Below are 13,389 nucleotides of genomic sequence, written 5' to 3'. Positions count from 1 at the left end.
GCCTTTGCCGCTTGAATGCGAGAGAAGTCCCGGACCTGATCCAAACCGGCGCAAGCGGGGCGCTTTGCGGCGTGTGATGGTGACCCCTACGGGAATCGAACCCGTGTTTCAGCCGTGAAAGGGCCGCGTCCTAACCGCTAGACGAAGGGGCCGTCCGTGGGTTCGGCGGCCCCTATTCGGTCGCGCGGCCAGGGTCAAGTCAGTCGCACCAGGCGGCATCGTCGAGGTGGAGTTCCGCCTTCGGCGTGGGGCCCCAATCGTCCAGTTTGGGGCGTCCGGCCACCCACAGCTTGCGGTCCTTGGGCGCGGCGAGCAGGGCCTGGCCGAGTTCGGTCTCCGCCGCGCGGAAGGCTACGGCCTTAAGGCTCGCGCCGTCATCGCCGGAGAGGATTGCGCGGACGTGGCCGGTGCCGACCACGTCGCACTTGACGATCCGCACCGGGCCGGCCGCGACGCGCGGCGCCGCCCAGCCCATCCCATAGGGGCCGGCCTGCTCCAGCGCCTCGACCAGCGCCGGGGCAACTCCGCGCGGGCTGAGCGCGGCGTCGACCTGAAGCGCGCGCGTTGCCGTCGCATGCGCAACCCCTTCCGCCAGCCGCTCGTGCAGAAAGCTCTTCAGCGCGTCGATGCGGTCGGCGGCGACCGTCAGTCCCGCCGCCATCGCGTGCCCGCCGCCGGCGATCAGCAGGCCCTCGTCCTTGGCCGCGAGAATCGCGGCGCCGAGATCGACGCCCGGCACCGACCGGCCCGATCCCTTGCCGGTACCGGTCTCGTCGATGCCGATGACGATGGCGGGCCGGTTGAAGCGCTCCTTCAGCCGCCCGGCGACGATGCCGATCACGCCCGGGTGCCAGCCTTGCCCGGCCGCGACATGGACCATCGCGTCGCCGCGGCTGCGGCAATGCGCTTCGGCCGCTTCCTGCACCTCGGCCTCGATCGCGCGGCGTTCTTCGTTCAGCCGGTCGAGTTCCGCCGCGATCTGATGCGCCTCCGCAGGGTCCTCCGTGGTCAGCAGCCGCACGCCGAGATCGGATTTGCCGACGCGGCCGCCGGCGTTGATGCGCGGGCCGAAGGCGAAGCCCAGATCGTGGCACAGGGGTGCCCGGGTCAGCCGCGCCGCCTCGGCCAGCGCGGCCAGGCCGATATTGCGCCGCCCCGCCATCACCTTCAGCCCTTGGGCGACGAAGGCGCGGTTGAGCCCACGCAGCTGCGCCACATCGGCGACTGTGCCGAGCGCGACCAGGTCGAGCAGCTCGATCAGCTTCGGTTCCGCGCGGCTGTCGAACCAGCCGCGCCGACGCAGCTCGCGGATCAGCGCTGCGCCCAGCAGAAAGGCGACGCCGACGGCGGCCAGGTGGCCATGCGCCGCGCCTTGATCTTCGTCGAGGCGGTTGGGGTTCACCAGCGCATAGGCGGCCGGCAGTTGCGCCGCGCATTTGTGATGATCGACCACGATCACCTCCGCGCCGGCAGCACGCGCCATGTCGAGCGCTTCGAACGCCTGGGCGCCGCAATCGACCGTGACGATCAGCCGCGTGCCGCCGCCCGCGATCCGCACCAGCGCTTCGCCCGATGGGCCATAGCCCTCCATCAGCCGGTCGGGGATATAATAGCCGGGCGAGAGGCCGAGCTGGCGCAGCAGGCGGATCAGCAGCGCGGCTGAAGTGGCGCCGTCCACGTCATAATCGCCGAAGACGGTGACCGGCTCGCCTGCTTGGACTGCGTCGGCAAGGCGCATTGCCGCCTTGTCCATGTCGCGGAAGATCGACGGATCCGGCATGAAGCCGCGGATGGTCGGCACCCGGTGGGCGTCCAGTTCGTCGCGCGGACAGCCGCGGGTGAGCAGCAGGCGGGTGACGAGATCGTCGGGAGAGCCGGCGTCGAGATCGTCCGCCGGCGCGCCGCGCCAATGCCAGGGCTGGCCCAGGATCGAGCGCCTGACGCCAAGCGCCAGCCGCGGTTCCGTCGTCATGTAATTCATGGCTGCGCTCTCACGACACAGCTTTGAATCAGCGAAGCGTTCGCCGCAACCCTGCGCCCGCATCCACTCACAGCAAAGAATATGACTCACCCATGTCAAGGTGCAGGAACACGCGTCCTTGGGCGCCGGTTGAGGCACTGCTGAACGGCAGGAGATCAGCTGATGAAGCGGAACATCCTTATCGCAGGCGCGGCTTCGGTGGCGCTGATCGCGTCGGTGGCGGTCGCTCAGACCGGCGGCGGCAGCGGCACGGGTTCGAGCACGTCCACCGGCGCGACCGGCACCGGCACCGGCACCGGCGGCACCGGCATGAACGGCACCGGCGGCAGCTCGGGTTCGGGCAGCATGAGTGGAAGCTCGGGCTCGATGGGCGGCACCTCCGGGTCCGGTTCGATGAGCGGCGCCGGGTCAAACACCGGGTCCACGGGCGGCAGCTACGGTTCCGGAAGTGCGGGCGCCGATACGAGCGGCCAAAGCGGCGGCAGCTACGGTTCCGGCAGTGCCGGCGGCGGCAGCTACGGTTCCGGCAGCAGTGGCGGCGGCACCTATGGCTCCGGCACTGGCGGCAGCGGCAGTGGCGGCGCGCTGAGCGCCGGCGAACGCGGCTGAGGCGCGCCGCGCAGACTCTCCCTCCCACTCAGCCGGCCAGAACATGGCTTCTGGCCGGCCTGTTTTTCATTGGCCTCGGCACGTGCAGCGATCCGCGCGCGCCATGGCTGGCCTCGTCCCGCGCCGCCGCCGCTAAGCAGACGCTGCCGCCGGGCGCCGAGGAGATTTATTTCGTCGATCGGGAGCTCGTCCCGACGCGGCGTCCTGCTACGAGCGACCTCGCAGCCGCCAATCCCATCTACGCGGCCTTGTCGGAAGCGCAGCGGCAAGGCGGTGGCGCCGACTCGCCTGCGCTCCGCAACGACTTGAATCGGCTCGCCTTGATTGCGCCGGCGCCACGCTTCATTCTCGTCGATACGGCCACGGCGCGGCTGTGGATGATCGAGCATGGTCGGATCGCCGGCACGATGAAGGTCGTCACCGGCAAACCGGGCATGGCGACGCCGATGATGGCGGCGCTGGTGCGCTATGCGATGCTCGACCCCTATTGGAACCTGCCGCCGGATCTCGTCCGGCAGCGCGTGGTCGAGCATGTGTTGTCGGAGGGGCCGCAATGGCTCCGGACGGCAGGGCTGGAACCGGTGACGAGCTACGAACCGGACGGCCGACGACTGGATGCGCAGGCAGTCGACTGGGTGAAAGTCGCCGATGGCGAAGCGGCGGTTGGACTGCGTCAGGCGGCCGGCCCGAAGAATGCGATGGGCGCGGTCAAGTTCATGTTCCCCAACCGGCTCGGCATCTATCTGCACGACACGCCGGAGCGGCGCTTGTTCCGGGCCGAACAGCGGCAGTTCAGCTCCGGCTGCGTGCGGCTGGAAAAGGCCGGCGAACTTTATCGCTGGCTGTTCGGCCAAGCCTTGCCCCAACGTGACCCGAGGCGTCCGGACCGCAGGGTCGAGCTGCGCGCTCCGGTGCCGGTCTATATTCTCGACCTTCCCAGCCTCAAAAACGTCGTGCTGCCCGGTTCCGCCGGTCGAGCCGCGACCTGAGCCGGGCACCGGAGGCCCTGGCGCGCGTTCACCCAGCCTCGTTCAAGTCGCTTTCGATTCAGGAGAAGAACCATGGCAAGCACCACGCAGACTCAGAATTCCACCGGCACGATGGAGTCGCTCAAGAACGCGCTCGGCAACAACCAGATGGCGAGCAAGGCGACCGGTTTCGCGAAGCAGCGCCCCTGGGCGACCGCGGCGTTGGCCGGGGTTGTCGGTGTCGCATTGTTGAACACGCTCCGCGGCAAGGGCAGCGCGCGCGGCTGATCCGGCGCTGAATGGAAGAGGGACTGAAAGCTTGTCCCTCTTCACGCTTTGTTGACGGGTAAGCCCCGAAGAACACCCCAGAAATCCGGCTTGCCGAGGCCAATGCGTCTCGGCTAGCCTCTCACAAAATAACGGGGAGCGGGGGCTTACCATGAAGATGTTGCAGGCGCTGGCATTGGCCGGCGCTTTGGTCGTGAGCGCACCGGCGCTCGCGCAGGAAAAGGCCGCGGTGAAGCCAGGCTTCACCATGCCGACCGATCGGCCCGTCCGCATTCTGGTCTTCCGCCCCGACGTAAAGGTCGGCTCGCAATCAGCCGGCGGCGTCGTCACGCCCAATGCGGAGTGGACGACAAACGCCCGCAAACATCTCGCCGACGCCCTGGTGGCCGCCAAGCCTGGGGGCGCCAGCGAAGTCGTGTTCATGCCCGATCTGGAGGGCGAGAACGAAGCGTTGCTCAACGACTATCGCTCGCTGTTCAAAGGCGTAGCCGCGACCGTGCTCCAGCATCGGCTGTTTAAGGGCGACCGGCTGCCGACCAAGATTACCGGCTTCGAATATACGCTCGGGCCCGGCGCCGCGAAGCTCGGCGAACTCGGCGGCGGCGATTACGGCCTCTTTGTCGTGACCAACGATGCCTATGGTGACTCGGGTCGTAAGGCGCTGCAGGTCTTCGGCTTGCTGATGGGTGCCGCGACCGGCTTCGGAGGCATGGTCAGCTCGGGCGTACATGCCGGCTATGCCGGTTTGGTCGATCTGCGCACCGGCGATCTCGTCTGGTTGAACGCCGACCTCAAGATGGGCGGCGACGTCCGCGATGCCGACGGCGCGGGCAAACGCGTCGTACAGTTGCTGGAGGACTTTCCGCAACAGGGCGCCTCCTTCCCCGCCCGTACCGCGGCCCAGTGATGCGGCGGGCCGCTCTTGCGGCGGTTGCGGCAGCTTTCCTTGCCAGCGCCGCCGTCGCCGCCGATCTGGTGCCGACGGGCTCGCCGGCCGCCGCCGGCTACCAGCCGCTCGGCCCCGACGAGCAGGGGGTGTGGACCGCGCTCGAAGAGGCCGAGCGCGATCTGAAGGCGTCTAAGCTGCTGGTGCGGGACGAGGCTCTCGCCGCCTATCTGCGGCAGGTGCTGTGCCGAACAGCGCCGGCCGAGGGCTGCAAGGCGATCCGCATCTATGTGGTCCGCGATCCCCAGTTCAACGCCAGCATGACGGCGAACGGCATGCTGCTGGTCAACAGCGGCTTGTTGCTTCGCATCCGCAGCGAAGCCGAACTCGCCGCCATCCTTGGCCATGAATATGCGCATTTCGAGCGCCGTCACTCGCTTGCACTGCTCAAGAAGGCGCGCTCCGCGACCGGGTTTGCGGCATTCCTGGGCGCCGCGGGTGGTCTGCCGTTGCAGCTGGCGCTGATCGGCAGCGTGTTCAGCTTCTCGCAGGATCAGGAGCGGGAGGCCGATATCGACGGCCTGAAGGCGATGCGCGCGGCCGGCTACCGGACGCGCTCGGCGGGCGAGATCTGGGCCAATCTGCGCGCGGAGATGGATGCGACGGCGGTGGCTCGCCAAGTCCGCAGCCGCAAGGACAGACGCGGGATGTTCGAGACGCATCCGACAACCGCGGAGCGATTGACCTATCTGACGGCAAGCGCGGCCAGCGATCCCGAGGGAAAGGCGGCGGCTACCGAATATCGCACCGCGATCTCGCCGCTTTGGCCGATGCTGATCGACGATCAGGTGAAGCTCAACGACTTCGGCGGCAGCGACTATCTGCTGAATGGCCTGGCGAGTGGCGGCTGGACCGGTTCGCTCCTCTACGCGCGTGGGGAACTCTATCGCTTCCGTGGTCAGGCTGACGACTTCGACAAGGCGGCGGGCTACTACCGCGAAGCGCTTGCGATGCCCGACGCGCCGCCGGCGGCATGGCGAGGCCTCGGTCTTGCGCTGGCCCGCAGCGGCGACGGAGCAGGTGCGCGGACCGCCATCGATGAATATCTGAAACGAAACCCGCAAGCATCGGACAAGGCGATGCTCGCGATGATCAGCGGGGGAACGCAGTGAATAAGCTTATCCTAGGTGCGGCACTTGCGAGCCTCGCGGCCGCGCCGCTTAGCGCCAAATGGACGCTCTTGCCGGAAACCATGCCGGTCGCCGTGGCCAAAAGTCCTATGAAGGTGGTGCCGGGTGCCGGATGGAACAGCTGGTCCTTTCGGCCGGGCAAGAAGGCTGAGCTGTGGAGCTATGACGGGCCAGTCCTCAACCAGATCGAGTTTCTGGGCGGAATCGCGGCCGGCGAGCCGCTCGCGCGGGAGCGCAACAAGAAGGACAAGCCGCTTCCCAAGTTCAATCCCAAGATGCTGCCGACAGACATTGCCCAAATTTACGAGCAGACGCAGCGGATCGTCAGCCAGTCGCCCGACTTCGCGGTGGACTCGATGGAACCGGTCACCTTTGCGGGGCAGCCGGGCGTCAAGTTTACCTTTCACTTCACCAAGCCCGATGAGGAACTCACTCGCAAAGGCGAGGCGCGAGGCGCGATCATCGGCGGCAAGCTGTATATGATCAGCTACACCGCCGCGGCGCTCCATTATTATGACGCGCATCTCGCCAAGGCGCAGGCGATCATGGAGAGCGCTCGGGTCAACTGATCCCGGCTTTGTGGGGCCGATTGGGGGCTCGCTCGGTCGCGTCTGCGCCGCTATGGCGCTCGCACACCATAGCAACGGACCCGATCAAAATGGCCAAGACGATCCAGTTGAAGCTGACCGAAGACGAAGCCGAAATCCTGGTCGACGCGCTCGACTCCGACATGGAAGGCTATGTCGAGGCGGCGAAGGAAGCGCGCGGCAACAATCGGCGGGCCGAGGTGCAGACCTTTGAGGAAGCGGCGGCGCGGATCGCTGCGGTGCGCGACCGTATCCGCGCGCTCATCGACTGACGGGGAGAGACAGCGGATCGGGACAGCGTGCGGAGCGACGACGATACCGAAAACTTCATTCGATCCTCGTTTGGGTCGATCTGGTCGCTTGAGCTGCTGCTCACGCTGTGGCGGCACCGGGACCGGCAATGGCGCCGTGCCGAGTTGATCGAGACGCTGAGGGCGAGCGAACAGGTGCTCGCGCGCAGTTGCTCCGACCTGCACACGGCTGGACTGATCGCCGAAGAGGATGAGATCGTCCGCTACGCGCCTGCTTCGCCGGAGATCGATGCGCAGGTAACACGCATTGGTGCGCTATATGCGAGCCGGCCAGCTTTCGTGCGGCGGCTGATCGTCGGCGGTCCACAGGACGCCATTGAGCGCTTTGCCGATGCCTTCCGGTTTCGACAGGGATGAGGGGAGAGCGATCTTGACCGGGGGATGGGTGCCAAGCGCCGTGTATCTTCTCTGCTTCATCACCAGCGCGGCGTGCGCCGGACTGTTGCTGCGCAGCTATCTGAACGCGCGAAGCAGCCTGCTGTTCTGGAGTGCGGGGTGTTTCAGCCTGCTGGCGCTGAACAATCTGCTGGTGATCCTCGACATGCTGGTGATCACGTCGCGCGATCTGATGCCGTGGCGGCTCGCTGCTTCGCTGGCTGCAGCCAGCTTTCTGCTCTTCGGCTTCATCTGGCGTGGGGACGACGCATGAGCGGGGAACTTTACGCGTTCCTCGGCGGCGCGATCACGTGTGCGTTCGTCGTGGCTGGCCTGTTTTTCGCGCGATTCTGGCGCGGCACCGGCGATAGTCTGTTCCTGGCGTTCGCGGCCGCGTTCATGCTGCTCGGCCTTCAGCAGGCGCTGCTCGTGCTTTCCGGCATTCCGGTAGAGGAACGCAGCCCGCTGTACCTGATCCGGCTGGCCGCGTTCCTGCTGATCATAGTGGCGATCGTGCGCAAGAACGCGAAAAGCTAGGCCGGATGGCCCCCCACCAAGTCTAGAACGAAGCCTTCAGCGTTACCCGGATGTCGCGCCCCGCAAGCGGCGCGAAATCCTTGAGGAAGCTGGCATGGCGGCGGGCGTCGACGTCGAAGATGTTGTTGGCCGACACCAGGAGTTCCGGCTTGTTGCGGCCTTCGCCGAACGGCCGCACCCCGAAGCTCGCATTGACCATCGTATAGCCGGGCGTCGGCGTTTCGAGCGGCGCGACACGGTTCTGGTCGAAACTGTGCTCCACCTCCACGCGTGCATCGAGCAGGCCGCTGGTCGCGTTGAGCCCGCCCAGCAGACGCAGCGGCGGAATGCGCGGCACCGGCCCCACGCCGGGGATGGTCGCGTGGACATAGTCGGCCAGGCCGTCCGCCTCGACCTTCCAGTCGCCGAAGCGGGCGAGCGTCACCGTCGCCTGCGCCTCGAAGCCGTAATAGCGCGCGTCGGCCTGCATGCCCTGGAATACCGGCAAGCCGTCTTCGACCTCGCCCGTCTGGCGGTCGAAGATATAGTTGTTGAACCTGTTGTAATAGCCGGACAGCTCGACGACGAAGCCACGGCCGCTGCCTCTCAGCGTTCCTTCGAGACCGAAGCTCCGTTCCTTGCGGAAGTTCGGATTGCCGGTCTCGAAGGCCTGAGTGCCGGCATGCGGGCCGTTCGCGAACAACTCCTCGGCTGACGGTGCACGCTCCGTATGCGAGACGTTCGCGCCGAAGCGCCAGCCGGGAAGGAATTCGTAGCTCGCCCCGGCCGAGCCGGAATAGGTGGTGAAGCGTCGCGACACATCGATGGGGTTGGACGACACGTCGGTGCGCTCGACGCGGCCGCCGAACTCCGCCTTCAGCTTGCCCCAATCGAGCGTCTGCAGGGTGAACAGGCCATATTGCACCGTCTCGTTCTTCGGGACGAACGCTTCTTCGCCGATCACGTTGAAGTCGCGGATCAGCAGCTGGCCGCCGATCGCGCCTTGCCAGATGCCGCGTTTGGCTTGGGCGAGTTCGAGCCGGCTTTCGAGCCCCTTGTTGAAGAACTGGGTGCCGACCGCGCCGTCTTCTTCCAGCTCGGCGTGCTTGTAGTCCGCATAGCCGAAGCGCCAGCGCAGCTTCTCGAACAGATCGGTGCCGAGGTCGAGTTCCGCGCGCGCATCGACGCGAGTCTGCTTGACGTCGAGGCGAGGGGCCTCGCCTTCACCGGTGGTCAGGTCGAAGCGGGGCGGGATGCCGTAAAGGCTGTCATAATGGCTGACGGCAAAGCCCAGCTGCCCGCCGTCGGTGATGACCGATGCACCGCCGGCAATGTCCCAGGTGCGCGCAGCAGAGTTGGGCAGCCGGTCCTTCAGGTCGGCCAGCGCACGCACCTCGGGATTGGCGCTCGCCAGCGCTGCGGCACGTGCCGTCGGCGACAGGACATGGCCGCCGATCCGCAAGTCGTCGCCGTCGAGATAGCTGCCGTCGACATGAAGCACGACGGTGTCGGAGACAGGCAGGTCGGCCGCGCCGGATCCGAACCATTGGTCGGACGCCGAGCTGTAGGTGCCGATCATATCGACGTGCACGGACTCGTCCGGGATCGCGCGCGGGATACGCTTGTCGAGCACATTGACCACGCCGCCGATTGCCGACGAGCCATATTGCAGTGACGCCGGACCGCGCAGCACTTCGATGCGGTCCGCGAGCAACGGGTTGATGACGACCGGATGGTCGACGCTGGTGTTCGACACGTCGAAGCTGCCGATGCCGTCCGTCAGGATACGGATACGGTCGCCCTGGAAGCCGCGCAGGATCGGACGCGAGGCGTTCGGGCCGAACGAGGTAGAGGACACGCCAGGCTGCCGCTGCAAGGTCTCGCCGATCGTCGAACGGACCTCGCGCGCCAGGTCGGTGCCGCTCAGCACGGTGATCGGCGACAGCACGTCGGCGCGGTTGCGTTCGAACGGCGCGGTGACGACGATGTCCTGCGGCACCGGCTCGTGATAGTCACCCGGCGGTGCGCCCGCGGCCTCGGCGAGCAGCGGTGAAGGCGTCAAAGCGGCCAGCGCGACGCCGGCGAGATAGGTGAAACGGGGCACAGGAAACTCCGGGAGCATGCCGCGCTGTTAGCGGGCATGTTACAATATATCAACGCAGCTGGTCGTGCATGACCGGCGCTCCGTCGATCAGCCCCGCGCCTCCATGGCGGCGAGGATCGGCGAGGCGCCGCGCTCCGCATCGTCGGCCGCACCTTGAAACAAGCTGAACAGCTCGCGTCCGAGACCTGTCTGATAACCGGGTGCGGTCACTACGGGGCGATCGGCGAAACCCGGCGTCAGCACCGCGATCGTGCCGGCGACCGCATCGACGCGCACCAGGTCGCCATCGGCGACGCGGGCGATCGGCCCGCCGTGCAACGCTTCGGGGTAGAGGTGGATCGCGGCCGGCACCTTGCCGCTCGCGCCCGACATGCGGCCATCGGTCACCAGCGCGACCTTGAAGCCGCGATCCTGCAGCACGCCGAGAGCAGGGGTAAGCTTGTGCAGCTCCGGCATGCCGTTCGCGGCCGGTCCCTGGAAGCGGACGATCACGACGACATCGCGCTCCAGCTCGCCCGCCTTGAAGGCGGCGAGCACCTGGTCCTGATCGTCGAACACGCGTGCCGGCGCCTCGATCACGCGCCGCTCGGGATCGACCGCACTGGTCTTGATGATCGCACGGCCGAGATTGCCGGACAGCAGCTTCATGCCGCCGGTCGGCTGAAAGGCGTCGGCGACCGGCCGGAGCATGGTCGGGTCGCGGGTCTCGCGCGGAGCGTCCACCCATTTGATCCCCGGCGAAAGCCGGGGTCCAGCTGCGCTGGACTCTGGGCCCCGGCTTTCGCCGGGGAACTGCTCTAGGACTGGCTCCTTCCGATAACCTTCCATGCCCCCCGCCGACACCGTCATCACGTCGCCGTGCAGCAGCCCGGCATCGAGCAGCTCGCGGATCACGAACGGCATGCCGCCCGCCTCGCGGAAGTCGTTCACGTCGCCGGAGCCGTTGGGATAGACGCGGGCGAGCAGGGGAACGGCCTCGGAAATCTCCTCGAAATCCTGCCAGTCGATCACGATCCCCGCCGCGCGCGCGATCGCCGGCAAGTGGATCGCGTGGTTGGTCGAGCCGCCCGTTGCCATCAGCCCGACACAGGCGTTGACGATCGCTTTCTCGTCCACGACGCGGCCGAGCGGGCGATAGTCGTTGCCGCCCCAGCCGATCTCGGTGATCCGATGCACGGCGGCGCGGGTCAGTTCCTGGCGCAGCTTGGTGCCCGGGTTGGCGAACGCCGCATTGGGGACGTGCAGGCCCATCACCTCCATCATCATCTGGTTGGAGTTGGCGGTGCCGTAGAAGGTGCAGGTGCCGGGCGAGTGATAGCTGGCAGATTCCGCCTCGAGCAGTTCCTCTTTCGACGCCTTGCCCTCGGCATAGAGCTGGCGGATGCGCGCCTTTTCCTTGTTCGGAATGCCCGAGCCCATCGGTCCGCCCGGCACGAGGATGGTCGGCAGATGCCCGAAGCGCAGCGCGCCGATCAGCAGGCCGGGCACGATCTTGTCGCAAATGCCGAGCAGCAGCGCGCCCTCGAACATCGCATGGCTGAGCGCGACCGCGGTCGAGAGCGCGATCGTGTCGCGGCTGAACAGCGACAGCTCCATGCCTGCCTGACCCTGCGTCACGCCATCGCACATGGCGGGCACGCCGCCCGCCACCTGCGCCGTCGCGCCGCGCTCGCGGGCGAAGATCTTGATCTGCTCGGGATAGCGTCCGTAGGGCTGATGGGCGGACAGCATGTCGTTGTACGACGTGACGATGCCGATGTTCATCGCCCGGCCCGATCGGATCGCCGGCTTGTCCTCCTCGGCCGCAGCAAAGGCGTGCGCGAGATTGCCGCAGCTGAGCACATTGCGGTTGGTGCCCGCTTCGCGCTGACGGTCGATCAAGTCCAGATAGGCGGCACGGGTCGGGCGCGAGCGCTCGATGATGCGGTCGGTGACGCGGGCGATGGCGGGGTGGAGATTGGGCACTCTGAACTCCTGCTCCTTCGAGACGCCGTTTCGGCTTCGCTCAACGGCTCCTCAGGATGAGCGACCTGAAAATAATCCGCTCATCCTGAGGAGGGGCTGAGCTTGGCGAAGACCCGTCTCGAAGGACTATTCATGCCAGCTCGCGCCATCCCGTTCGATCAGCGCGATCGCCGCGGAAGGCCCCCAGGTGCCGGCGGTATAGGGTTTCACCTCCACCCCGGCCTGGTCCCAGGCCTGGCGTATGGAGTCGATCCACGTCCAGGCCGCTTCCACTTCGTCGCGCCGCACGAACAAGGTCGGGTCGCCCTCGATCAAATCAAGGAGGAGCCGCTCATAGGCGATGCGGCGGCGCTGGCCGGCCGCTTCGGTGGACAGCGACACGTCGAGCGCGACTTCGCGCAGGTCGATGCCCTGGCGGTCGAGGCCGGGCTGCTTCGCCATCACCTGCAGCTGGATATTCTCCTGCGGCTGGATGCGGATCAGCATCGTATTGGGGTCGAGCCCCTTGCCCTTCCGCCCGAAGATCGAATGCGGCACCCCCCGGAACTGGATCAGGATCTCCGAACTCCGCTCCGGCATCCGCTTGCCGGTGCGGAGGTAGAAGGGCACGCCCGCCCAGCGCCAATTGTCGATCTGCGCCTTCAAGGCCACGAACGTCTCGGTGCCCGACGCCTTGCCGAGCTCGTCCGCATAGCCGCGCACCGGCTGCCCGCCGACCGCGCCGGCGCCATATTGGCCGCGCACGCTCAAGCTCGCGACCGTCTCCGGCGTCATCGGGCGGAGCGAACGGATGACCTTCACCTTTTCATCGCGCACCGCTGCCGGCGCCATCGAGGCCGGCGGCTCCATCGCGACCAGCGCCAGCAGCTGCAGCATATGGTTCTGCACCATGTCCTTCAGCGCGCCGACGCCGTCATAATAGGAGACGCGGCCTTCGAGCCCCACGGTCTCCGCGACCGTGATCTGCACATGCTCGATCGCGGTTGCGTTCCACAGCGGCTCGAAGAGCATGTTGCCGAAGCGGAGCACGAGCAGGTTCTGCACCGTCTCCTTGCCCAGATAGTGATCGACGCGAAACACGCGCTCTTCGTCGAACACGCCGTTCACCGCGTCATTGACCTGCCGGGACGACGCGAGGTCCTGGCCGATCGGCTTTTCCATCGCGACCCGCACCGTGGGACCCGAAAGGCCGGCGCGGCCGAGCCCTTCCACCATCGGCGCGAACAGCGAGGGCGGGGTGGAGAGATAGATAGATACGCCGCGCTCCATCCGGTCGCCGACCAGCGAACGGAGACGCGCGAACTCCTCTTCCTTCCCGCCGACGGCCGAATAGCGGACGCGCTTCAGGAACTCGGCGGCGGCCTCCGCATCATAACGCTCTGCCGGCAGCGACTTCTGCAGGTCGATGGAGGCGCGGAACGCCTCATCGTCCATCTCGCTGCGGCCGGAGCCGATGATCAGCACATCGTCGGGCAGCAGCCGGTCGACGAAGAGATTGTAGAGCGACGGAAAGAGCATGCGATGGGCAAGGTCGCCCGTCGCGCCGAAGATGATGATCGTCTGATGCGGTCCGGCCACTGCTGTCTCCCCGTTCCGCGCGCTTCCCTAG

General features: G+C 67.0%; 14 protein-coding genes and 1 tRNA gene. 10 read left to right on the top strand and 5 right to left on the bottom strand.

What is annotated here, in order from left to right:
* Window positions 1–77: 77 nt before the first annotated feature.
* Window positions 78–152 (bottom strand) — tRNA-Glu (locus HJG53_RS06635).
* Window positions 153–199: 47 nt separating this feature from the next.
* On the bottom strand, window positions 200–1,972 hold the full coding sequence (recJ, locus tag HJG53_RS06630; RefSeq protein ID WP_171129669.1) for a single-stranded-DNA-specific exonuclease RecJ: 1,773 nt from the start codon (window positions 1,970–1,972) through the stop codon (window positions 200–202).
* A 171-nt stretch (window positions 1,973–2,143) separates the two neighbouring features.
* Between recJ and HJG53_RS06625 the strand changes: the two genes are divergently transcribed.
* The 10 genes from HJG53_RS06625 (at window position 2,144) to HJG53_RS06580 (ending at window position 7,732) form a co-directional block, all read left to right on the top strand.
* Window positions 2,144–2,590: a hypothetical protein gene (locus HJG53_RS06625; protein WP_171128805.1), complete on the top strand. Its 447-nt coding sequence runs from the start codon at window positions 2,144–2,146 to the stop codon at window positions 2,588–2,590.
* A 305-nt stretch (window positions 2,591–2,895) separates the two neighbouring features.
* Window positions 2,896–3,579, top strand: coding sequence for a L,D-transpeptidase family protein (locus tag HJG53_RS06620; RefSeq protein ID WP_171128803.1), 684 nt, complete (start codon window positions 2,896–2,898; stop codon window positions 3,577–3,579).
* A 72-nt stretch (window positions 3,580–3,651) separates the two neighbouring features.
* Entirely contained in the window at window positions 3,652–3,846 is a 195-nt protein-coding gene (locus HJG53_RS18265; protein WP_174842746.1) for a hypothetical protein, read from the top strand.
* 151 nt (window positions 3,847–3,997) lie between these two features.
* The gene (locus HJG53_RS06610; RefSeq protein ID WP_171128801.1) at window positions 3,998–4,753 is read left to right on the top strand and encodes a hypothetical protein; all 756 of its coding nucleotides are present in this window, start codon (window positions 3,998–4,000) and stop codon (window positions 4,751–4,753) included.
* Complete coding sequence (locus tag HJG53_RS06605) at window positions 4,753–5,904, top strand: M48 family metallopeptidase (protein WP_171128799.1); 1,152 nt, start codon at window positions 4,753–4,755, stop codon at window positions 5,902–5,904. Before HJG53_RS06610 ends, HJG53_RS06605 begins: the two co-directional genes overlap by 1 nt.
* Window positions 5,901–6,491 carry a hypothetical protein gene (locus HJG53_RS06600; protein ID WP_171128791.1) on the top strand — a complete coding sequence of 197 codons (591 nt, stop codon included), beginning with the start codon at window positions 5,901–5,903 and terminating at the stop codon, window positions 6,489–6,491. Before HJG53_RS06605 ends, HJG53_RS06600 begins: the two co-directional genes overlap by 4 nt.
* Window positions 6,492–6,580: 89 nt before the next feature.
* Window positions 6,581–6,781 carry a hypothetical protein gene (locus HJG53_RS06595; protein WP_171128789.1) on the top strand — a complete coding sequence of 67 codons (201 nt, stop codon included), beginning with the start codon at window positions 6,581–6,583 and terminating at the stop codon, window positions 6,779–6,781.
* Between the two features lie 27 nt (window positions 6,782–6,808).
* Window positions 6,809–7,177 (top strand): hypothetical protein, encoded by a 369-nt coding sequence (locus HJG53_RS06590; protein WP_171128787.1) that lies wholly within the window; start codon window positions 6,809–6,811, stop codon window positions 7,175–7,177.
* Between the two features lie 13 nt (window positions 7,178–7,190).
* Window positions 7,191–7,469, top strand: coding sequence for a DUF5985 family protein (locus HJG53_RS06585; RefSeq protein WP_254447582.1), 279 nt, complete (start codon window positions 7,191–7,193; stop codon window positions 7,467–7,469).
* On the top strand, window positions 7,466–7,732 hold the full coding sequence (locus HJG53_RS06580; RefSeq protein WP_171128782.1) for a DUF5985 family protein: 267 nt from the start codon (window positions 7,466–7,468) through the stop codon (window positions 7,730–7,732). Before HJG53_RS06585 ends, HJG53_RS06580 begins: the two co-directional genes overlap by 4 nt.
* A 22-nt stretch (window positions 7,733–7,754) precedes the next feature.
* Here the strand turns inward: HJG53_RS06580 and HJG53_RS06575 are convergent, their stop codons facing one another.
* From HJG53_RS06575 to zwf, 3 genes are all read right to left on the bottom strand, one after another.
* Window positions 7,755–9,833: a TonB-dependent receptor gene (locus tag HJG53_RS06575; protein WP_171128779.1), complete on the bottom strand. Its 2,079-nt coding sequence runs from the start codon at window positions 9,831–9,833 to the stop codon at window positions 7,755–7,757.
* Between the two features lie 69 nt (window positions 9,834–9,902).
* The gene (gene edd, locus HJG53_RS06570; protein WP_171128777.1) at window positions 9,903–11,780 is read right to left on the bottom strand and encodes a phosphogluconate dehydratase; all 1,878 of its coding nucleotides are present in this window, start codon (window positions 11,778–11,780) and stop codon (window positions 9,903–9,905) included.
* A 126-nt stretch (window positions 11,781–11,906) separates the two neighbouring features.
* Complete coding sequence (gene zwf, locus HJG53_RS06565; RefSeq protein ID WP_171128775.1) at window positions 11,907–13,358, bottom strand: glucose-6-phosphate dehydrogenase; 1,452 nt, start codon at window positions 13,356–13,358, stop codon at window positions 11,907–11,909.
* Window positions 13,359–13,389 lie beyond the last annotated feature (31 nt).

Source organism: Sphingomonas sp. ID1715, assembly GCF_013044515.1.
Taxonomy (GTDB): domain Bacteria; phylum Pseudomonadota; class Alphaproteobacteria; order Sphingomonadales; family Sphingomonadaceae; genus Sphingomonas_B.
This window is presented reverse-complemented; position numbering and strand designations above follow the sequence as displayed.